Source organism: Psychromonas arctica, from assembly GCF_038155225.1.
In the GTDB taxonomy this organism is placed as follows: Bacteria; Pseudomonadota; Gammaproteobacteria; order Enterobacterales; family Psychromonadaceae; genus Psychromonas; species Psychromonas arctica_B.
Genome location: NZ_JBAKBA010000028.1, coordinates 36,829 through 56,839 on the forward strand (window position 1 = coordinate 36,829; position 20,011 = coordinate 56,839).

At 38.9% G+C, this 20,011-nt stretch carries 17 protein-coding genes; 14 read left to right on the forward strand and 3 right to left on the reverse strand.

Annotated elements, in window-relative coordinates; translation table 11 throughout:
* The first annotated feature begins 2 nt into the window (after nucleotides 1–2).
* The 7 genes from V6255_RS12265 to V6255_RS12295 all read left to right on the forward strand — a co-directional run bounded on the left by V6255_RS12265 (nucleotide 3) and on the right by V6255_RS12295 (nucleotide 9,214).
* Nucleotides 3–1,943 carry a bifunctional 5-dehydro-2-deoxygluconokinase/5-dehydro-2-deoxyphosphogluconate aldolase gene (locus tag V6255_RS12265; protein WP_341628421.1) on the forward strand — a complete coding sequence of 647 codons (1,941 nt, stop codon included), beginning with the start codon at nucleotides 3–5 and terminating at the stop codon, nucleotides 1,941–1,943.
* Between the two features lie 69 nt (nucleotides 1,944–2,012).
* Entirely contained in the window at nucleotides 2,013–3,521 is a 1,509-nt protein-coding gene (locus tag V6255_RS12270; RefSeq protein ID WP_341628422.1) for a CoA-acylating methylmalonate-semialdehyde dehydrogenase, read from the forward strand.
* Nucleotides 3,522–3,663: 142 nt separating this feature from the next.
* Complete coding sequence (locus V6255_RS12275) at nucleotides 3,664–4,419, forward strand: sulfite exporter TauE/SafE family protein (RefSeq protein ID WP_341628423.1); 756 nt, start codon at nucleotides 3,664–3,666, stop codon at nucleotides 4,417–4,419.
* Between the two features lie 815 nt (nucleotides 4,420–5,234).
* Nucleotides 5,235–6,179, forward strand: coding sequence for a sugar ABC transporter substrate-binding protein (locus V6255_RS12280; protein WP_341628424.1), 945 nt, complete (start codon nucleotides 5,235–5,237; stop codon nucleotides 6,177–6,179).
* A gap of 99 nt (nucleotides 6,180–6,278) precedes the next feature.
* Nucleotides 6,279–7,415 (forward strand): ABC transporter permease, encoded by a 1,137-nt coding sequence (locus V6255_RS12285; protein ID WP_341628425.1) that lies wholly within the window; start codon nucleotides 6,279–6,281, stop codon nucleotides 7,413–7,415.
* Between the two features lies 1 nt (nucleotide 7,416).
* The gene (locus tag V6255_RS12290; RefSeq protein WP_341628426.1) at nucleotides 7,417–8,196 is read left to right on the forward strand and encodes an ATP-binding cassette domain-containing protein; all 780 of its coding nucleotides are present in this window, start codon (nucleotides 7,417–7,419) and stop codon (nucleotides 8,194–8,196) included.
* A gap of 373 nt (nucleotides 8,197–8,569) precedes the next feature.
* Nucleotides 8,570–9,214 carry a hypothetical protein gene (locus V6255_RS12295; protein ID WP_341628427.1) on the forward strand — a complete coding sequence of 215 codons (645 nt, stop codon included), beginning with the start codon at nucleotides 8,570–8,572 and terminating at the stop codon, nucleotides 9,212–9,214.
* Between the two features lie 22 nt (nucleotides 9,215–9,236).
* Here the strand turns inward: V6255_RS12295 and V6255_RS12300 are convergent, their stop codons facing one another.
* Complete coding sequence (locus V6255_RS12300) at nucleotides 9,237–10,196, reverse strand: IS110 family transposase (protein ID WP_341628428.1); 960 nt, start codon at nucleotides 10,194–10,196, stop codon at nucleotides 9,237–9,239.
* Between the two features lie 340 nt (nucleotides 10,197–10,536).
* Between V6255_RS12300 and V6255_RS12305 the strand changes: the two genes are divergently transcribed.
* On the forward strand, nucleotides 10,537–10,872 hold the full coding sequence (locus tag V6255_RS12305) for a hypothetical protein (protein WP_025565730.1): 336 nt from the start codon (nucleotides 10,537–10,539) through the stop codon (nucleotides 10,870–10,872).
* 566 nt (nucleotides 10,873–11,438) lie between these two features.
* On the opposite strand, the gene V6255_RS12310 is transcribed toward V6255_RS12305, so the two are convergent.
* Together V6255_RS12310 and iolG are read right to left on the reverse strand one after the other, a co-directional pair.
* The gene (locus V6255_RS12310) at nucleotides 11,439–12,266 is read right to left on the reverse strand and encodes a sugar phosphate isomerase/epimerase family protein (protein WP_341628429.1); all 828 of its coding nucleotides are present in this window, start codon (nucleotides 12,264–12,266) and stop codon (nucleotides 11,439–11,441) included.
* Between the two features lie 115 nt (nucleotides 12,267–12,381).
* On the reverse strand, nucleotides 12,382–13,365 hold the full coding sequence (gene iolG, locus V6255_RS12315; protein ID WP_341628430.1) for an inositol 2-dehydrogenase: 984 nt from the start codon (nucleotides 13,363–13,365) through the stop codon (nucleotides 12,382–12,384).
* Between the two features lie 608 nt (nucleotides 13,366–13,973).
* Here iolG and iolE point away from each other — a divergent pair.
* The 6 genes from iolE (at nucleotide 13,974) to V6255_RS12345 (ending at nucleotide 19,753) form a co-directional block, all read left to right on the forward strand.
* Nucleotides 13,974–14,867: a myo-inosose-2 dehydratase gene (gene iolE / locus V6255_RS12320; protein ID WP_341628431.1), complete on the forward strand. Its 894-nt coding sequence runs from the start codon at nucleotides 13,974–13,976 to the stop codon at nucleotides 14,865–14,867.
* Between the two features lie 72 nt (nucleotides 14,868–14,939).
* On the forward strand, nucleotides 14,940–16,118 hold the full coding sequence (locus V6255_RS12325; RefSeq protein WP_341628432.1) for a Gfo/Idh/MocA family oxidoreductase: 1,179 nt from the start codon (nucleotides 14,940–14,942) through the stop codon (nucleotides 16,116–16,118).
* 10 nt (nucleotides 16,119–16,128) lie between these two features.
* Nucleotides 16,129–17,127 carry a 5-dehydro-2-deoxygluconokinase gene (gene iolC / locus V6255_RS12330; RefSeq protein ID WP_341628433.1) on the forward strand — a complete coding sequence of 333 codons (999 nt, stop codon included), beginning with the start codon at nucleotides 16,129–16,131 and terminating at the stop codon, nucleotides 17,125–17,127.
* A 53-nt stretch (nucleotides 17,128–17,180) separates the two neighbouring features.
* On the forward strand, nucleotides 17,181–18,020 hold the full coding sequence (locus V6255_RS12335) for a 5-deoxy-glucuronate isomerase (protein ID WP_341628434.1): 840 nt from the start codon (nucleotides 17,181–17,183) through the stop codon (nucleotides 18,018–18,020).
* A 12-nt stretch (nucleotides 18,021–18,032) separates the two neighbouring features.
* Nucleotides 18,033–18,860, forward strand: coding sequence for a class II fructose-bisphosphate aldolase (locus tag V6255_RS12340; RefSeq protein ID WP_025565739.1), 828 nt, complete (start codon nucleotides 18,033–18,035; stop codon nucleotides 18,858–18,860).
* A 71-nt stretch (nucleotides 18,861–18,931) separates the two neighbouring features.
* Nucleotides 18,932–19,753, forward strand: a complete 822-nt coding sequence (locus V6255_RS12345; protein WP_341628435.1) for a MurR/RpiR family transcriptional regulator — start codon at nucleotides 18,932–18,934, stop codon at nucleotides 19,751–19,753.
* The last annotated feature ends 258 nt before the right edge of the window (nucleotides 19,754–20,011 follow it).

Consider the following 20,011-nt stretch of genomic DNA (forward strand, 5'->3'; position numbering starts at 1 on the left):
ACATGATGGAAGCTAAAAAAAAGAAACTTGACCTGATTTGTATGGGTCGTGTTGCCGTTGACTTTTATGGTCAGCAGATTGGTGCTCGACTCGAAGATATGGGGTCATTTTCAAAATATTTAGGTGGTTCATCAGGTAATGTCGCTTACGGCACTGCCCGCCAGGGTTTGAGGTCTTCAATGCTAGCGCGTGTGGGTGATGAACATATGGGGCGATTCTTAAAAGAAGAGTTAGAGATGGTTGGTGTTGATACTCGCTACCTGATCAAAGATAAAAACCGATTAACCGCATTAGTGATATTAGGTATTAAAGACACTGAAACATTTCCACTGATTTTTTACCGTGAGAATTGTGCTGATATGGCGATCACTGCTGATGATGTGAATGAAGAATACATTGCATCGGCACGTTGTTTAGCGATAACGGGCACTCACTTATCTAACCCACAAACGAGAGAAGCGGTACTAACAGCTTTGAAGTATGCACGTCGTCATGGTGTAAAGACTGCATTAGATATCGATTATCGACCTATTTTATGGGGGCTGACCTCATTAGGCGATGGCGAAACACGTTTCATTGCCTCAGATTTAGTCACTCAACAGCTTCAAGAGGTGCTGCATTTATTTGATTTGGTCGTGGGAACTGAGGAAGAGTTTCATATTGCGGGTGGTTCAACTAATACATTAACAGCACTGAGTAACGTTCGATCAGTGAGCCAAGCTGAATTGGTGTGCAAACGTGGCCCATTAGGGTGTTCTGTTTTCTCCGAAAGCATCCCTAACTCACTTGATGAAGGGATAACCATTGAAGGTGTACGCGTTGATGTTTTAAATGTACTTGGGGCAGGTGATGCTTTTATGTCTGGATTATTACGTGGTTATTTGAACGACGAAGGTTGGGAAAAATCCTGTACCTACGCAAATGCATGTGGTGCTTTAGTTGTCTCTCGTCATGGTTGTGCACCTGCTATGCCATCAAAAGAAGAGTTAGACAATTACTTAAGCCGAGCTGATCAAGTGCCTCGTCCAGATTTAGATCCTGAATTAAATCATCTACATCGTGTTACGACTCGTAGAAAAAAGTGGGATGAACTGTGTGTATTAGCGTTTGATCACCGAAGCCAGTTAGTAGATATGGCCGAGGAGTTTGGTGCGGATCTTGGACGAATTCCAGTATTAAAAGAATTAATTTTTAAAGCAAGCCGAGCTGTCTCTGAAGATCTTAGTTTAACGGGGAAAACGGGCATATTATGCGATAGCCGTTTCGGACAATCAGTGCTTAATGAAGCGACTGGCAGTGATTGTTGGATTGCTCGCCCAATAGAACAACCGGGTTCTCGTCCTTTAACGTTAGAGCATGGCAATATTGGTTCACAATTAGTGACTTGGCCATTAGAGCATATTGTTAAATGCTTGATTTTTTGCCATCCAGATGACACGTCAGAAATGCAAGCAACACAAGAAAAAACCATTAAAGAAGTGTACGAAGCGTGTTGTTTATCTGGGCATGAATTGTTGTTAGAAGTTATTTTACCAAAAGATCTTCCTCATAGTGATGTGCATTACGTTCAATTAGTCGCGCGTTTCTATAGTTTGAATATCAAGCCAGATTGGTGGAAGTTACCGCCATTAAATCGCATTTCGTGGGCGCAAGTGAGTGCTTTAATTGAAGCCAATGATCCGCACTGTCGTGGTGTTGTATTACTGGGGTTAGATGCACCAGCAGCGCAATTAAAAGAAGGCTTTAATGTTGCTTCTACGTGTAAGTGGGTGAAAGGTTTTGCGGTAGGGAGAACCATATTTTCTGAACCATCGCGTGAATGGTTAGCCAATCAAATTGATGATGACATGCTAATTCAACAAATTAAAAGTAATTACTGCACCATTATCAGAGCTTGGCAGCAACGTAGCTTGATAGCAGAGAAGTTAATAGCAGTGAAATAAATAACAGATAAACATTACTGAGTTAGATCTACCCATATTCTCCATCATTAGTTTTTAAGGAAGTAAGTCATGGAAACGGTTCAAAATTTTATTAATGGTCAAATCACTACAAGCAATAGCCAACGCTTTAGTCCGATATTTAACCCTGCAACAGGCGAGCAAACAGGCCAAGTCGTGTTGAGTGATGAATTAGAAACAGCAGCAGCTATTACATCTGCAGAGCTGGCTTTTCCTCGTTGGGCAAAAACGTCTCCCTTAAAACGATCGCGTGTGATGTTTGCTTTTAAAGCCTTATTAGAAGCGAATAAAGATGCATTAGCGCGTTTGATTTCTAACGAGCACGGTAAAGTTTTCTCAGATGCGATTGGTGAAATTACACGTGGGTTAGAAGTCGTTGAATATGCTTGTGGTATTCCTCATCTTCAAAAAGGTGAACATTCAGCGAATGTAGGAACAGGTGTCGACAGTCATTCATTGATGCAACCGCTAGGGGTTTGTGTTGGTATAACACCTTTTAACTTCCCTGCGATGGTGCCAATGTGGATGTTCCCTGTGGCGATTGCGACGGGCAATACCTTTGTGCTTAAACCTTCTGAGAAAGATCCTTCTTTAGCATTACAACTAGCCGCTATGCTCAAAGAGGCAGGGTTACCTGATGGTGTGTTTAATGTGGTTAATGGTGATAAACAAGCGGTTGATGTACTACTAACAGACCATCGTGTACAAGCGGTTAGTTTTGTTGGCTCAACACCCATTGCTGAATATATTTATAGCACCGCCTCTACGCATGGAAAGCGTTGCCAAGCATTAGGTGGCGCTAAAAATCATTGTTTGTTAATGCCAGATGCCGATCTTGATATGGCGACGAATGCTATCATGGGCGCAGCTTATGGGTCGGCTGGAGAGCGTTGTATGGCGTTATCCGTCGTCGTGGCTGTGGGCGATGAAACCGCTGATCAACTTATTGGTAAACTAAAAACACAAATACAAGCAATGCGAGTTGGGCCAGGGATTGTGGATGGCATAGAAAACGATATGGGGCCTGTTATTACTGCACAGCATAGAGCTAAAATTTGTGGTTTTATTAGTGAAGGTGAAAGCCAAGGTGCTTCATTGTTAGTCGATGGTCGTTCATTAACAATTGATGGATATGAAGCAGGGTACTTCGTCGGTCCTACATTATTTGACAATGTCTCGCCTGAGATGACTATTTATCAAGAAGAAATTTTCGGTCCTGTCTTAGCCATTGTGAGAGTACCAAACTACCAAACCGCTCTTGAGTTAATTAACCGAAATGAATATGGCAATGGTACGGCTATTTTTACTCGCGACGGTGAAACTGCACGCGAATTTAGTGAGAATGTTTTAGCTGGCATGGTGGGAGTGAATGTACCGATCCCAGTACCCATGGCTTTTCATAGTTTTGGGGGATGGAAGCGCTCAATATTTGGTCCATTAAATGTGCATGGCAGTGATGGTGTACGTTTTTATACTCGAATGAAAACGGTCACTAGTCGCTGGCCTGCTAGTGTTCGTTTAGAAGAACATGGAAGCAGCTTTACGATGCCAACTATGTAGCTATTATAAAACAGAATAGGCTCATAGCTTAAAGTAAAAAGAACATATCATCCCCATTGCAGGTCTCTAATAAAACATTATTGAGGCCTGCTTTTTTGTACCTTTTCAGTCTTATTCTTCAAGTTTAAAACAGGTTTTCATTATGATGATTGTTTCCGATCCTTGGTTTTATGCAACCGCTATTCCTGCTGTTTTCATCTATGGCATAGGTAAAGGTGGCTTAGGGGGCGCATTAGGTATTATTGCCGTTCCTTTAATGGCGATGAGTATTAAACCAACACAAGCTGCTGCCATTTTATTACCTATCTTATGTGTTATGGATTTTTTTGCCGTTAAACAACATTACCGTAATGCTAACCGTAAAATATTAACACGCATGTTACCGGGGGCAATTGTGGGTGTGGCATTAGCCGGCTTATTTTTGAGTGTGATATCAGAGTCTGGCTTAAAGTTAGCCATTGGCGGTTTATCATTAGCATTTTGCTTACAGTATTTTCTCATGGGAAGCCCTAACAAGAGTAAAGACGGTATTATTCGTGCTTGGTTTTGGAGCATGATGAGCGGATTTTCTAGCACGGCATTACATGCTGGTGGCGGACCTGCGAGTATTTACTTACTGCCACTAAAGCTTGATAAAATAGTACTCATTGCCAGCATGGCGGTGTTATTTGCTATTGTTAACTTGTTTAAACTCATTCCTTATACTTTATTGGGTGAGTTTGATCATACTAATTTGATGACGTCACTAGTATTAATGCCATTAGCACCGATTGGGGTAAAAATAGGCGTTTGGTTATTGCATCGAGCGAGCCAAGCCTTGGTATATCGTTTGTGTTATCTCTTTTTATTTCTATCTGGGTGTAAATTATTTTGGGATGGTGGATATGCTTTATTTTGATTAGAGCTTACTTCAGTTCTAGCCTACTTTAATTAGACCTTATTTGATTAAATCCTTATTCGATTAATTCTGCTTCAACTAATGTCTGTTTTAATTCGCCCTTATTTTCATTAAAAACCGTTTTAAGCCATTCTATTATTACTTTTCTTTATGTTATCGGTAGTTTATTTCATCAATATTATACTACTTGCGCTTTTTATTGCTCTTATCTCATTTTACTCAATAACAAGACTGCAAATGTTCCGTCCTTTTCAACTGCTATTGAACCCCACCTTAGGAGCCTATTTAAGGGGGATAAGACCTTTTTATTCTTACGAATACCGTTTCTATTTGTTAATTAATGTAATAACACAAATCATCCCATCTTGATTACTCTTCTCATTTTGAAAATATTTTTCTATTTCGGTGTGCTTTGTGATCAGAGCCTTTTAAAGTGTGAGCTTGTTAATGTATTTCATAAATTGTGACGTTTTTGATGATTTACATCAATGCATGGTCGTATTTTGTTCGTTTTTAGGGGCTAAACAAGGTTTTTTGATAAGAATCATCATTTAAATCCGACTTGGTTAACATTTATATAACAAGCTTCTTTTAAGCTATAGCTTAACTAGATTTGAAAGATTAGTATGAAAACCACTCTTAATTGGAAATAATTTTTCACTTTTAATTTGAAGTTTAATTCCATTAATAGTTTACGAAAAAAGTAGTTATATTCGAAAGGAAAAATGGCTTCTAATAATTAATTTAGCACTCAGTGCTAGAGATTATTAGAAGCGATTATTTCTAATCTAAAAGTACTATCAAGGAGAGATTTGATGAAGAAGTTTAAATTATTAACAGCGGCTATATTCTCGATGGCAATTGCTGCGCCATTGGTTTCTATGTCTGCTGTTGCAGAACGTTATGTCTTAATTAGCCATGCGCCAGATTCTGATAGTTGGTGGAATACTGTTAAAAATGGGTTGGCATTAGCGGGTAAACAAATGGATGTGACCGTTGAATACCGTAACCCACCAACAGGTGATCTAGCCGATATGGCTCGTATAATACAACAAGCTGCGGCTTCTAAACCAGATGGCATCATTACAACTCTTGCCGATTTTGATGTACTGAGTGGGCCAATCAGAGGTGCGGTTGACCAAGGCATTAACGTTATCATTATGAATTCAGGTACACCTGAACAAGCACGTGATGTAGGTGCATTGATGTTCGTAGGACAACCTGAGTACGATGCTGGTTTTGCAGCAGGTCAACGTGCTGAAAAAGATGGCGTTAAATCTTTTGTATGTGTTAACCATGCTATTTCTAATGCTGTAGTGAGTGAGCGTTGTCGTGGTTTTGCTGACGGACTAGGCGTAGATCTTGGTAACTCTATGTTAGACAGTGGACAAGATCCTTCTGAAATTAAAAATCGTGTATTAGCTTATTTAAGTGCGAATCCTGATGTTGATGCAATCTTAACGTTAGGTCCTACAGCTGCTGGTCCAACACTTTTAGCATTACAAGAAAATGGCTACGCAGGTGATATCTACTTCGGTACATTCGACCTTGGTGAAAACATCGTTAAGGGTATTAAATCGGGTGTTATTAACTGGGCTATCGATCAACAACCCTTCTTACAAGCTTACTTACCTATCGTTATCTTAGCGAACTACGACCGATTTGGTGTTTTACCAGGTAATAACATTAACTCTGGACCTGGCTTTGTAACTAAAGAAGGCTTAGAACTCGTTGAAAAACATGCAGGAGAGTACCGTTAAACTTTAATCTACTATTTTAATTAATTTGGCCGGCGCCCTTTTAGGGGCGGCCTTTTAACCTCAAGCAATATTCTTAATTTTAAAATTTAGAGGTCTAAGATGACAGAAACTACTTCAACCCCACCAGTAAGCACCGATAAACCGGATGAACGAGTTAAAACAAGATCGAGTTTTCGACAAGCGCTAATCAGACCTGAGTTAGGCGGTATTTGTGGAACAATCTTAGTGTTTACTTTCTTTTTATTAACCGCCAGTGACTCAGGTATGTTTTCTGCCTCTGGTGTGATGAACTGGTCTATCGTTTCTTCACAATTTATCATCATCGCCGTCGGTGCATGTTTATTGATGATTGCAGGTGAATTTGATTTATCTGTCGGTTCGATGATTGGGTTTAGTGGGATGTCAATTGCCTTACTCTCGGTCGTATTTGGTTTACCGATGTGGATGGCTATTATCGCTACTTTCATTTTATGCATGGGAATTGGTGCATTAAGTGGTTGGTTGGTTATTAAAACAGGATTACCTAGTTTCATCGTCACCTTAGCTTTCTTATTTATTCTTCGTGGTTTAACTATTTTCGCGGCTATTTCTACGACTAACAAAACGATTGTTGGCGGCATTAAAGACGCAGCAGAAGGAGATTGGCTTGCGCCTGTATTTGGCGGAAAAGTATTTACAGGTTTATTCCAATGGTTGGGTGATAACGGTTGGATTGAAACGTTTGAACGTGGTTTCAAAAAAGGTCAACCAGTGGTTGATGGTATTCCAATGTTAATGGTATGGGCTGTTGTATTGCTTATATTTGGACACTGGTTACTCACTAAAACAAAATTTGGTAACTGGATCTTCGCTTCTGGTGGTAATGCACAAGCTGCAACTTATGTTGGTGTGCCAGTTAACCGCGTTAAGATCTTAATGTTCATGTTTACTGCTTTCTGTGCATGTGTTTTTGCTACATCACAGGTGATTGAATTTGGTTCTGCAGGGGCCGACCGTGGTTTATTAAAAGAGTTTGAAGCGATTATTTCAGTGGTTATCGGCGGTGCGCTATTAACCGGCGGTTATGGTTCAGTTATCGGTGCTGCATTAGGTGCAATTATTTTCGGTGTTGTACAACAAGGTTTATTCTTTGCGGGTGTAGAAAGCTCTTTATTCAGAGTATTCCTAGGTGCCATCTTATTATTCGCAGTAATACTTAATACTTATATTCGCCGTATGATCACAGGGGAGAAATAACATGAGCGAACCTATTATCGAAATGAAAAAGATAGAGAAGCATTTTGGTTCTGTTATTGCTCTCTCTGGTGTTTCACTTAAAGTAATGCCTGGTGAATGTTTATGTTTATTAGGTGATAACGGTGCAGGTAAATCAACATTTATCAAAACCATGGCAGGTGTACATAAACCGTCGGTTGGTGAAATATATTTTGAAGGTAAATCAATGGATTTTGATTGCCCCCGTGATGCGATTACCGCAGGTATTGCAACGGTGTATCAAGATTTAGCGATGATCCCATTAATGTCTGTAGCACGTAACTTTTTCATGGGTAATGAACCAACAAAGAAAATCGCAGGCATTAGCTTTTTTGATCATAAATTAGCCAATGAAGTTACTATGAAAGAGATGAAAAAGATGGGCATCCATCTACGTTCAGCAGACCAAGCCATTGGTACATTGTCAGGTGGTGAGCGACAAACGGTTGCGATTGCTCGTGCTGTATATTTCGGTGCTAAAGTACTTATTTTGGACGAACCAACTTCTGCATTAGGTGTACGTCAAACAGCTAATGTACTCGCTACGATTGATAAAGTACGTAAGCGAGGCATTGCAGTGGTGTTTATTACTCACAACGTACGACATGCAATGGCTGTTGGTGACACCTTTACAGTATTGAACCGTGGTAGAACATTAGGCTCAGCACGAAAAGGTGAAATAACCTCTGAAGAGCTACAAAATTTAATGGCTGGTGGTGCAACATTAGCGACATTAGAAGGTTCATTAGCGGGGACTATTTAACTTACTCGCTTTTTCACCTTATTTGAATAAATGATATCCAAACTGGTTTGACAGGTTTGGATATCATTTATTAAATCATCACGATCTTAACCCTTTACCTTGATAAAACCTTACATTGCTGCTGAATTCTTATTTCACCTTCCAACACTCTCGTTTTTAAAACTAATCCGTATTTCTGTTGTTAATACAGAATCATTCTATTTATCCACATGACAAAGATTTTATTTTTTATTTTAAGTTATTGTTTTTACCATTAAGCAGCGTATTGTTGAGTCAATTTTAACAAATTAAGGTATTCCGTATTTCCACCGGAAATACGTAATGATTCTGTATAATAAGCTGTTATGTGCCAGTGTTTTACTTGGAGATTTATGTGAAGATTACAGGGGGAGCCGTTGTTGCAATGTATACAGTTGCGACGACTAATGCAGGTTTTTTACTAGGTTGTACATTTTTTGGTGATTACTTTGTAGGAGTGAAATGGACCGATGTATTAGCTGCATTTGGTGCAGTTATGGGCGGGTTTGCTACTGCTTTTGCCGCTTATCTTGCTTATATGGCTTTAAACTCTTGGAAAGATCAATTTGCTCATTCTCAACGATATGAATCTATTGTTACCTTAGAGAAAGCGTATTATAAATTAATCGAAGATTTCTATGATTATAGTCAATCAACACTTTGGTCTAATCGTATCAAAAGTGGAACGATTGCCCATAGTGATTTACAAAAACTCGCTGATAATTTTGAGCTACATAAAAGAAATTGGCAACGATCATTAAATATGTCAATTTCGAGTCTAGAGTGGGCATGTACGTTTTGTACTGACGAAGAAGTCCGTAGTATTGACAACATTGTCGAGGTCACAGAGTTATTAATGTGCGAACAGATTAAACACATTGAATGCAGTCAAAGAACAAATAATCAAACAATATTAGTTTCAATAGAACTTGAAGATTCATTAAAAACTGCTTCAAAAAATGTAAAAGAAAAACTAGTTATAATTAGAAAAAGCACATAACAAGTGACTATGGTGTCAAATCCTAATTTGAATTCATTTTAGGATCCCACATGACACCATCTCTCACCATCGAATTTAATATGATAACCATTTTGCGAACGCAGGCGATTATTGCTGTTTTCTTTGGCTTTCCTGCCGCCACTAATCGTTGATATGTACTTTTGAATACGGGATTACACTGCATTGCTGACATCATTGCCATGTACATGACGGTTCTTATTTTATGGCGGCCACCACGTATGTTTCGTTGACCTTCATAGCTGCCACTTTCTTTATTAAATGGGGCTACACCAATTAAGGACGCTGCTTCTTTATTGGTTAAATAACCAAGCTCAGGCATGTCACTAAGGAGATTAAAAGCAACCACATTACCGATGCCTGGCATGCTTTGAAGAATGCTGTTTTTGGCTCTGTATTCACTGCATTTTTCAATAAGCTTACTCAGTTTACTATCGACCTTTTCTATCTGATTTTTAATCGCAGTTAGAATGGGTTTTATGATGCCCGATATCTCTTTTGGCATGATTTGAAGACGGTTCTTCTCCATGGTTTGCATCGTCATAAGTTGTCTTCTTCGAGATAACAAATCACTCATTAACTGCATGTTTTCAGGCTTCAAAGTTGATAATGCAGGTTTAATTGCTTCGCCATAATGCGCGATTAACTGTGCATCAAGTTTGTCTGTTTTTGCTTTACGTCCAATTGCTCCTGCAAATTTTTTTACATGAGCAGGGTTCGCGACTGTAAATGGTAAATCAGCTTGTGAGCAGGCCATAATAAACGCATGCTCTAATCTACCTGTTGCTTCGATTACAATGCGTGTTGGTTTGTAAGATTTGATTTTTTTAATGGCTTCTTTAATGCCTTTTTCATCATTAGTAACGTTGAAGTAAATATCTAATGGTCTGACATATATATCGAGTTGAGCTTTACCTGTATCGACCCCGACAGTGATTTCTTTTTGATTGTTTATGCTATTCATAATAAGCTGACTCCGCCTTGCTATTCGGGCTCGAGGCCCAGTTGACTATCCGAGTTTAATGCTTGGAGTCCTATACAACGTTCATTCTTGTTATCGGTCTCTCAAATGAGGAGCCAGACATTCATCGAACTGTTGTATAAGAAGGCTTTGGTTGCAGCCAAAGCTTGGGCCTCACTTTACCCGAACTTGGTTTAATCGTTGTTAATTTATGGGGTTATTATCCATACAAGTCATTGCAAAGGACTTAAAACAGTTGGTTTTTTTCGTTCTTCAACATTTAGCCAACAATTTTAAGCCTCTGAATGAGGCGTTAGCAACCCGGTTAAATCAAGGATTGAGTATGTTAAAATCAAGTAGAGAGAATAGAATTCCAGTTTCCACTAAAAAAACAGGATGTGTTCCATTCAATATTAAGCAAAAAGCTAGCGAAGGCTACAAAGTTGGTGAAAATCCCGTCAAACCTGTTCAGAATTACACTCTAGGTTTCAATGATTCACTCGTTAAACTTAGAACGTATAAGGTAGCTGGGTGGCGAGATTATGGTTCTGGAAACTCTCAAAGTGCAAGAAAAGCAATAGGCTGGGTTACTGAATCAGATGCAAAACTATTACTAGCTGAAATGGATGATTCAAAAAGGGTGGCACTATACGAATCTATTGCAGATGTCATGGAGTAGGTTGCTAACAAGTGACTATAGTGTCAAATCCTAATTTGTATTCATTTTAGGATCCCACATGACGCCATCTCTAACCATCGAATTTAGGATAATAATCATCTAAAAGTACCAAAGTACCGGACACCCATAAACTTTGACGACTCATAATTACTCTTCTATCGTTTAGTTATGTCGCTTTTATATGCTAAGAGGTAGTGGTTATGCTCAGTCTCCCCAATTTCAAGTGTCGTTATCGACTCATAATCACAAGTAAGTAGCGAAAAGAAGAAAGCGCTGGACACCTACAAATTTTAATCAATCGTTATACTCTACTAATAACGACTTAAAATAACTTTAAGTTAAATACTTAACCTTCTTCACCCTTCGTGTCTTCGTGGTTAATCCGCTTTTGACCTTAAAAAAATGGGGTAAGTCTTGTTTTTGCCTTTTTCAACATAACAGTCATAAGTATTAAATTAGAGATTTTATTTTGCTAATAAAAAAGGCTCCAAGGTCGTTTAGAACGACAATGAAGCCAACAGGGAAAGGTACTTATTTATTCGTTTAGGTAACGTGATTCGCTTGGTTTATTTAACCAGTTTTTGCATGCCTTTTAACATCTTTTCTGCGGTTTCATAATGGTCGCCTTCCCACAGTTGATCATTTAAAAACTCACCAGAGTAGAAGCCGTCATAACCCGTTGATTGAATCGCATCAATCCACTCTTGTAGTGGAACTTCGCCTTCTCCTATGAGGTAACCACGTAACTCTTTTTCGTCAACCCAAGGTTGGTTCTCACTTGGTCGTAATCCATCTGAAATATGCACGTTATAAATGAGTTCTTTATCGACTTTAGCTACTTGCTCTAATGTTGCACCTCGGCAAGACCATAAGTGCCAGGTATCTAAAACAAAGCCAAAGTTATCGCGACCAACAGCATCATGTAATCTGAAGTAGTCATCTAATTGCGCAATTGGCGTCCAAGCTGCACCTTCGAATTGAAAGCGAATATTATGGTCTTTACCGATATCGGCTATATGTGCAATGTTTTGTGCAGTGATTTTAATATTATCTTCCACTGATAAACCATTAAGCGCTTCAAATGAGTTAAGTTGAATGGTTGGCGCACCAATTTCATGTGCAAATTTACATAAGGTTTCAACTTGTTTAAACACATCTTGTTGAGTCGCTTTATCTGCTGCTTCAACACAACCAACGATATCAATTGCTGAAGGTTTAATACCGGCATTATCAAGTCTTCTTTTTAAATCTTGACTGGTTAAGCCTGCATTAATATATCGCCATAACTTTTCAGTATGGATCTCTAGGCCTTGATAGCCCGTTTCTTCTGCAAGGCGAATATCGCTTACAACGTTGTTATATAGAGAGCACATGCCGTGTAATGCAAATTTCATAAAATCACCAAAATTACTTAACTTGAATTCAAGTTATCTTTTTAATTTATATAAGAAAATAAGCATAATGTTTATCTTCTTAAGGCTATGTTAATAAAGCTAAATAGTTGTAAGGCTATAATGTCACTGTTTTATTAGTGGTTAATGAGGCTAAAGCGGCATCCGCTAATGCTAATGCTCTTTCACCATCAATACCGGGAGATAAAGATTCAGCGCCACCTAATACTTCAACAAAGTGATTCCATTCATTTTTGTATGCACCAGCGTAACGTTGTAAAAAGAAATACTCAGGGTTCGCTTCTACTGCCCCTTGGTTACCAAATTGTTTCACTGAATTTTCAGTAATATTGCCTGCGGATAACATGCCGTTACTGCCATGCACTTCGATTCGTTGATCGTACCCGTAACCTGAACGTCGACTATTATTGATGGTTGCAATCGCGCCAGATTCAAACGTTAAAACAATCACTGATGTATCAATATCACCCGCTTTGCCTATCTCAGGATCGATCATGCAACTGCCGTATGCTTTGATACTTGTTGGCTCAGCATTCATTAAATAACGCACCATATCAAAGTCATGAATTGTCATGTCTCTGTACATTCCACCTGATGTCTTTGCATATTCAGCAGGTGGTGCGGCAGGATCACGAGAAGTTATGATTAATGATTCAATTTGCCCAATGGCTTTATCATTTAAACGTGCTTTTAACTCGTTAAAGTGCGCGTCATAACGGCGATTAAAACCAATAAATAGAATAGATTTATTTTTTTCGACTATTTTTAAGCAATCTCGAACCTTAGTTAAATCAAGGTCGATTGGTTTTTCACAGAAAATTGCTTTGCCGTGTTGGGCTGCTAATTCAATAAGGTTAACGTGGGTATCCGTTGCAGAGCATATACATACGGCATGTACATTTGGATCGGCCATCGCTTCTTCGGTAGTTTGAATTTTGGCATCATATTTTTCTGATAACTCTTCACGTCCCTCAATATAAGGGTCAATAACTGAATACACGTTTGTTTGTGTATGGTCATGGATATTTTGTCCATGAATTCGGCCAATTCTTCCAACTCCAAATAATGCAATATTAAACATACTGTTTTCCTTAAAGTGTCAATGCTCAGTCAATTTTTCATTCGTGTTTTAAGTTAATCCACTTTTCAATTTTCTCCTACGTAGGGAGTTGTTTATTGACGATGTAGACACTTAATTTTGTCCATATTAACTAGCTGAGAAGCGCAAATAAGATGGACATTTATGATCTTCAAAAGATAAAAATAACGTTTCTTTATAAATGTTAAAACAAAAATAAAATTAGAAAAATATTTTCCATTTTAATGCTTAGCTTGATGATATTGTTTATTTTATGAAACTGCTATTTCTTTACTATTTATTTTTATTGAAACGTTAACCTTGTCACGAAGGATGTGTTCAATCTCTTGCTGTTTACTTAAGTTGTTGTTTTTTAATTATTTAATTTTATATTGATTTTTTGGTAAGCTTTTTTGTTAGATCTTAAAATAGAGGGTCAATAAATTTTTTTCAAAAAACATTGATAAAGCGCCAATTATCAATGAAAAAATATTTTCATTGTGATTTGTTTGGCGTATATTCGATTTGTCTGGCGGCAAGTCAATACTCATTAGGATTTAAAGCTTGCACGTTAAATTAAATTCATAATTACAATTAATCCGGAGATAAGTATGAGTAAAGTTCAATATGGTATTAGCCCGTTAACTTGGACCAATGATGACATGCCAGAACTAGGAGGGGATATCCCGCTAGAAACGTGTCTAAGTGAAATGGCTGAAGCAGGTTTTACAGGGACAGAATTGGGCACTAAATACCCAAGAGAGCCTGAAGTATTAGTTCCTTTACTTAAAAGTCACGGATTAGTATTAGCGTCGGGCTGGTTCAGTGGCAACTTAATGACCAATACCGCAGAGCAAGAAATTGCAGCGATGCAAACACACATTACATTATTGAAAGCTGCAGGGTGTAAAGCCATGGTATATGGCGAAGTTAGCAACTCTGTACATGGAGATATTGCTATTCCTGTTTCTAAGCGTGTCATTTTAAACGCAGATCAATGGGCTGAATACGGTAGAAAAATCACTGTTGTTGCCGACCACTTATTAAATGAACACGGTATCAAACTTTCATTCCATCATCATGTTGGCACCATTTGTGAAACAGAAACTGACATCGATACATTAATGGAAGTCACTGGACCTTCAGTATTTTTAACACTAGATACTGGCCATATCACTTATGGTGGCGGTAACCCTGTGAATATTATTAATCGCTGGGGTGATCGTATCGGCCATATGCACTTTAAAGATCTGCGTTTAGAAGTGATGGAAGCATCACGCGCCGCTGATAAATCATTCTTAAATGCCGTATTAGACGGTGTATTCACTGTACCTGGTACAGGTGACGTTAATTATGATGATGTGTTCACTGCGTTAAAAGCACGTGATTATGAAGGTTGGTTATTAGTGGAAGCTGAGCAAGACCCTGCAAAAGCCAATCCATTAGCATTCGCTAAAACGGCTTATAAAAATATCTCAGGTTATGCAGAGAAGTTTGGTCTGTAATGAATTGAGTGTGGTGTTTCTAGTAAGGAGTTAGTCATTAACTTCTTACCATTTAGTCGATGTGAGAACAGAATGTTTAATGAAGAAAGTCATTTAAAACAGCCTATTCGTTGGGCTATGGTCGGCGGTGGCCGCGGGAGTCAAATTGGTTATTCTCATAGAAACGCTGCATTGCGTGACGGTTTATTTAAGCTAGTTGCGGGGGCATTTGATCTTGATGCCGAGCGCGGTCGAGATTTTGCAGTGAACTTAGGCATCGATGAAGAGCGATCTTATTCCACTTATAAAGAGATGTTTGCTCAAGAGAAACTGCGCGAAGATGGTATTCAAGCAGTCTCAATTGCAACACCTAACAGTACTCACTTTGAAATTTGTAAAGCCGCATTAGAAGCTGAGTTACATGTGGTTTGTGAAAAGCCATTAACTTTTACTACTGCTGAAGCTTATCAATTACAAGCACTTGCTAAAGAGAAGAATCGTCTGATTGGTGTGATGTACGGTTATTCAGGTTTTCCTATGGTCCATCAAGCGCGTGAAATGGTACGCCGTGGCGATCTTGGTGATATCCGTATTGTGAATGCGCAGTTTGCTCATGGTTTCCACAATGAAGAATATGAAAAAGATGATCCGAGTTTAAAGTGGCGTGTTACGCCTGCCGCTTCTGGCCCAACTTATGTGATTGGCGACATCGGTACCCATGCTTTTTATCTGTGTGAAATGATCACTGAGATGGAAGTTGAAAGCTTATGTTGTATGCGCCAAAGCTTTATTGAGTCACGTGCTCCATTAGAAGATAACGCACATGTGATGCTGAAGTTTAAAGGCGGTGCCGTTGGAACATTATGGGCGTCAGCGGTCAATTCGGGGTCAATGCATCAGCAAAAAATTCGTGTGGTGGGCTCTAAAGCATCAATTGAATGGTGGGATGAATTTCCAAATCAACTTCGCTATGAAGTACAAGGCGAAGCACCGCGTATTTTAGATCGTGGTATGGGGTATTTATATCAAGATGATCAAGGTGTTTCCTGTAACCGAGTTGGCGGAGGTCATGCTGAAGGTTATTTTGAATCTTGGGCTAATTTATATGCTCGTTTTGCACATGCTTTTGATGCCGCAGAGCGTAATGACCAAACAGCATTAGCGGCTATTTGGTTACCAGGTGTCGAAGCAGGGATTGAAGGAACTCGATTGTGCGAGAAGTGCGTTGAATCCGCAGACAATGGCTCGCAATGGGTTAACTATAAAGATTAAGGAACAAATAATGGCACAAGTGAATTTTTTACAAGATAGAGCATTAGACGCAATTGTTTTGGGCCGAGCAGGTGTTGATTTGTATGCGCGTGAAGCGAATACCGATATTGCTGATATTACAGGTTTTGATAAATACGTAGGTGGCTCTGCCGCTAATATCGCAGTTGCAATCAATAAACTGGGTGCAAAAGTCGGTTTTATTAGCTGCGTTGCAGATGATTCATTTGGTCGTTATGTACAAGGTTACCTAGAAAAACAAGGTATTAACCTCGATGGCATGATGATTGATAGTAGTGGTTCTCGTACGTCAGTCGCTTTTACTGAGATGAAGCCTAGTGATTGTGACGTTTTAATTTATCGTAATAATGCGTCTGATTTAATGTTAAAAACAGAGCAAATTGACCCTGAATATATTAAAAAAAGCAAAACCTTAATTGTAACAGGGACCGCGTTATCTGCCAGTCCAAGTAGAGAAGCAACATTACTTGCGATGCAGTATGCACGCAGCGTTGGTACGGTCGTGGTGCTCGATGTTGATTACCGTCCCAAGACTTGGCGCACTGATGTTGATGCCTCTATTTATTACGGTATTGCCGCAAATTTATCGGACATCGTGATTGGTAATCGTGAAGAATTCGACATGATGGAAACCGTGGTTGCACCGGGTAATACCGATGACGGTCAAACTGCACAACGTTTTCTAACCGGTAATTCACAAATCGTGATTATTAAAGCAGGGGAGTTAGGCTCCCGTGTTTATTGCAAAGATGGACATCAATTCGAACAGGGTATTTACAGAGTTGAAGCGAAAAAACCGTTTGGCTCAGGTGACTCTTTTGCCGGTGCACTTATTTGGACATTAACGCACGGTGGAACATTAGAGCAGGGCGTCAGTAATGGCTCAGCGGCTGCTGCGATCAATGTTAGTGGTACTAGTTGTACTGAAGCAATGCCAACCAAAGAAGAGCTAGAAAGCTTTATTGCAAGATTCGAACAAGCATCGCGTTAAGGCGCGAATACAAATCAAATTCACTCACAATTTAAACTAATTAGGATATTACTATGGGAAAGCACATCGCACCTTTTGACAATAAGAACCAACCAATTATTGACGTAAATGATGATACGACGCCTTTATGTTTTTTTAATCCTGTGAAGTTAAAGCAAGGCGAAAAATTTACACATCAAGTGACAGGTTATGAAAGTGTCATCGTTTTAGGAGGAGGAACGTGTTCTATCGTTGTTGGCGATCAAGCTTTTCCTAGTATTGGTAAACGCGCTAGCATTTGGGAAGGAGATCCTGAGTCTGTTTATGTCCCTGTTGGTATGACCGCTGAGATTACCTGTGATAGTGAAGAAGCAACGGTGATGATTGCTGGTGGCCTTTACGATGAAGTGCTTGAACCTTTTGCTATAACGACGGTTGATAAATTACAGTACGGTTCAGACGATACAAAAACGCATCGAAAAATAAAGCACGTATTAGGACAGGCTAATGTTGATAAACGTGGTCGTTTACTCGTGAGTGAATTATTTACGGTTGGTGCTGGTGGATGGTCTGGTTTCCCTGCGCATAAGCATGATTGTGACCGTGGTCAATTAGAAACGAATTACCAAGAAGTGTATCAATTCCAGTTTAATCCCGGCCAAGGTTTTGGTGCGCAGTTCCTTTATGAACATGAAGATGATTGCGGTCCGGTGTATCACGTTAAATCAGGCAGTGTTATTTCTATCGATAAAGGTTACCACCCAAGCGTTGCTGCCCCTGGATATGAAATGTATTACTTCACTATTATTGTCGGTAAAACGTCTAAATCATTGGTTCAGCATTTTGACCCTCACCATGAATATCAAGTACATACGATCCCTGGTATCAAAGATATGGTTAATAAATTTAAATAAAAGGATTCTATTATGCTTGTTAATTTAAATGATGTTTTACCCGAGGCTGCGAACAGTGATTATGCTGTGCCTTGTTTTAATATCTTTGGCTATGAGGATGCTCGTGCAATTGTTGATGCTGCTGAAGAAGTGAATAAGCCAGTTATTTTGGCATGCAATAAAGATGTAATTGATTTCTACGGACCGGTGATTGCTGCGACAATGTTTAGTGAGCTAGCAAAAAACAGCTCTCAAAAAGTCGTATTACATCTAGATCATACTTATGAAGAGCACATTGTTTATCAAGCGATTAAAGCGGGATTTAGTTCGGTGATGTTTGATGGCTCTCAACTTTCGCTTACTGATAATATCGCACGAACTAAAAAAGTCGCTGAAGTCGCACATGCTTGTGGTGTGAGTGTTGAAGGGGAGATTGGTTCAGTACCTTATCAAGAAGGCCGAGATCATATTAAAACCATTGATACTAGTCCTTCTGAAGCTCAGCAATATGCAGAACAAAGTGACTTAGATTGTATTGCACTGTCTATTGGTAATGTACATCGTTTAACCGAGCCAACCAGTGTTATTGACTTTGAATTATTAAAAAAAGTGGAAGCATTAGTGTCTAAACCTTTAGTGATTCATGGCACAAGTGGCATAAGAGATGAAGATATTTTAAAGTTGAAAAAAACCAGAGTCTCAAAATTTAATATTGGTACTTCTTTAAGGCAGGCATTGGGCCATAATTTACGTGATTACATGAATGCTGAAACAGCAAAGTTTGATCGTCTTTATTTTATGAAGAAAGCGATGCCTCATGTCAGAGAAGAAGCGATTCGATGCTTTAAATTATTGTCCTAGACTACTTAATTAGATATTCTTCATACGATAACACCTAAGGATTCACTTAGGTGTTTTTTTGAGAGTAAAAAATGCCAAAGAAAATTGAAGTTGCCACCACATTAGATGCATTTAAAGATATCCTCGCTGAACGCTATGACAGTTTAAGTAATCGTCTTAAACAGGTTGCAGATTTTATTAGTGAAGAGCCGATGGTAGTTGCTTTTGAAACAATGTCTGTCATTTCAGTTAAAGCTGGTGTCCCAATCTCTACTTTAAGTCGTTTTGCTAATACGTTTGGCTTTGATGGCTTTAGTAAAATGCAGTTATTGTTCAGTGATCAATATTTCCATAAGCCGCGTGATTATAAAGAACGTATTAAAAGAGCCAAGCAAGAAGGCTCAGAGCAAGTTGATTCTATTCAAGGCATATTTGAAAGTTTAGGTGACTCAAATATTAAAGCCATGGAAGATATCTTGGTGGGGATCTCGCCTTCTAAGCTAGAAGATGCAATCAAGTTGCTTGCAAACGCCAGAACTATTTATGTGCAAGGTGTCCGTCGAGCGTACCCTGTTGCTAGTTATCTTTCGTATATGCTAATAAAAGAAGATTTAAATGTCGTGCTGTTAGATGGGTCGGGTGGTATGAGTTCGCCGATGCTAAAACAGATGAAAGACAGTGATCTACTATTGATCACGACTTTTAAACCGCATGCGCAGGAATCTATTTCCGCCATCGAACGAGCTGATAAAGTTGGCGCTAAAATTGTCGCTATTACTGACCACCAAATGAGTGAATATGGTCGAAAAGCAGATATCTGTTTCGAGATTGTTGAAAATGATGTGTTGGGATTTCGTTCTTTAACGAGTGCGATGTTTATTGCCCAAACACTAGCGGTAGGCTTAATGTTATAAATGCTTAATGTTATTTATATAACGCTATCTATGTAACGTCTTGGATTTAAATTATAAGAGCATAACTTAATCGTGTTATTAACTGACTAGGCTCTCTATCGCTAAGTTACTTATTTAAATTTTCTGCTGGTATTGGACTTCTTTAACAGCAGGTTACCTCTCTTTATTCTCATTAACTTCCTTATGATAGGGAAGTTAATGAGAATACCAAAAGAATTAATAAGGTGATCATTCTTGCTGGTTAAAATCACCCCTAAC

What these genes read in the sequence shown, in the direction of transcription:
- V6255_RS12265 (WP_341628421.1), top strand. Translation starts at nt 3, where the DNA reads ATGATGGAAGCTAAAAAAAAGAAACTTGACCTGATTTGTATGGGTCGT.
- V6255_RS12270 (WP_341628422.1), top strand. Translation starts at nt 2,013, where the DNA reads ATGGAAACGGTTCAAAATTTTATTAATGGTCAAATCACTACAAGCAAT.
- V6255_RS12275 (WP_341628423.1), top strand. Translation starts at nt 3,664, where the DNA reads ATGATGATTGTTTCCGATCCTTGGTTTTATGCAACCGCTATTCCTGCT.
- V6255_RS12280 (WP_341628424.1), top strand. Translation starts at nt 5,235, where the DNA reads ATGAAGAAGTTTAAATTATTAACAGCGGCTATATTCTCGATGGCAATT.
- V6255_RS12285 (WP_341628425.1), top strand. Translation starts at nt 6,279, where the DNA reads ATGACAGAAACTACTTCAACCCCACCAGTAAGCACCGATAAACCGGAT.
- V6255_RS12290 (WP_341628426.1), top strand. Translation starts at nt 7,417, where the DNA reads ATGAGCGAACCTATTATCGAAATGAAAAAGATAGAGAAGCATTTTGGT.
- V6255_RS12300 (WP_341628428.1), bottom strand. Translation starts at nt 10,196, where the DNA reads ATGAATAGCATAAACAATCAAAAAGAAATCACTGTCGGGGTCGATACA.
- V6255_RS12305 (WP_025565730.1), top strand. Translation starts at nt 10,537, where the DNA reads ATGTTAAAATCAAGTAGAGAGAATAGAATTCCAGTTTCCACTAAAAAA.
- V6255_RS12310 (WP_341628429.1), bottom strand. Translation starts at nt 12,266, where the DNA reads ATGAAATTTGCATTACACGGCATGTGCTCTCTATATAACAACGTTGTA.
- iolG (WP_341628430.1), bottom strand. Translation starts at nt 13,365, where the DNA reads ATGTTTAATATTGCATTATTTGGAGTTGGAAGAATTGGCCGAATTCAT.
- iolE (WP_341628431.1), top strand. Translation starts at nt 13,974, where the DNA reads ATGAGTAAAGTTCAATATGGTATTAGCCCGTTAACTTGGACCAATGAT.
- V6255_RS12325 (WP_341628432.1), top strand. Translation starts at nt 14,940, where the DNA reads ATGTTTAATGAAGAAAGTCATTTAAAACAGCCTATTCGTTGGGCTATG.
- iolC (WP_341628433.1), top strand. Translation starts at nt 16,129, where the DNA reads ATGGCACAAGTGAATTTTTTACAAGATAGAGCATTAGACGCAATTGTT.
- V6255_RS12335 (WP_341628434.1), top strand. Translation starts at nt 17,181, where the DNA reads ATGGGAAAGCACATCGCACCTTTTGACAATAAGAACCAACCAATTATT.
- V6255_RS12340 (WP_025565739.1), top strand. Translation starts at nt 18,033, where the DNA reads ATGCTTGTTAATTTAAATGATGTTTTACCCGAGGCTGCGAACAGTGAT.
- V6255_RS12345 (WP_341628435.1), top strand. Translation starts at nt 18,932, where the DNA reads ATGCCAAAGAAAATTGAAGTTGCCACCACATTAGATGCATTTAAAGAT.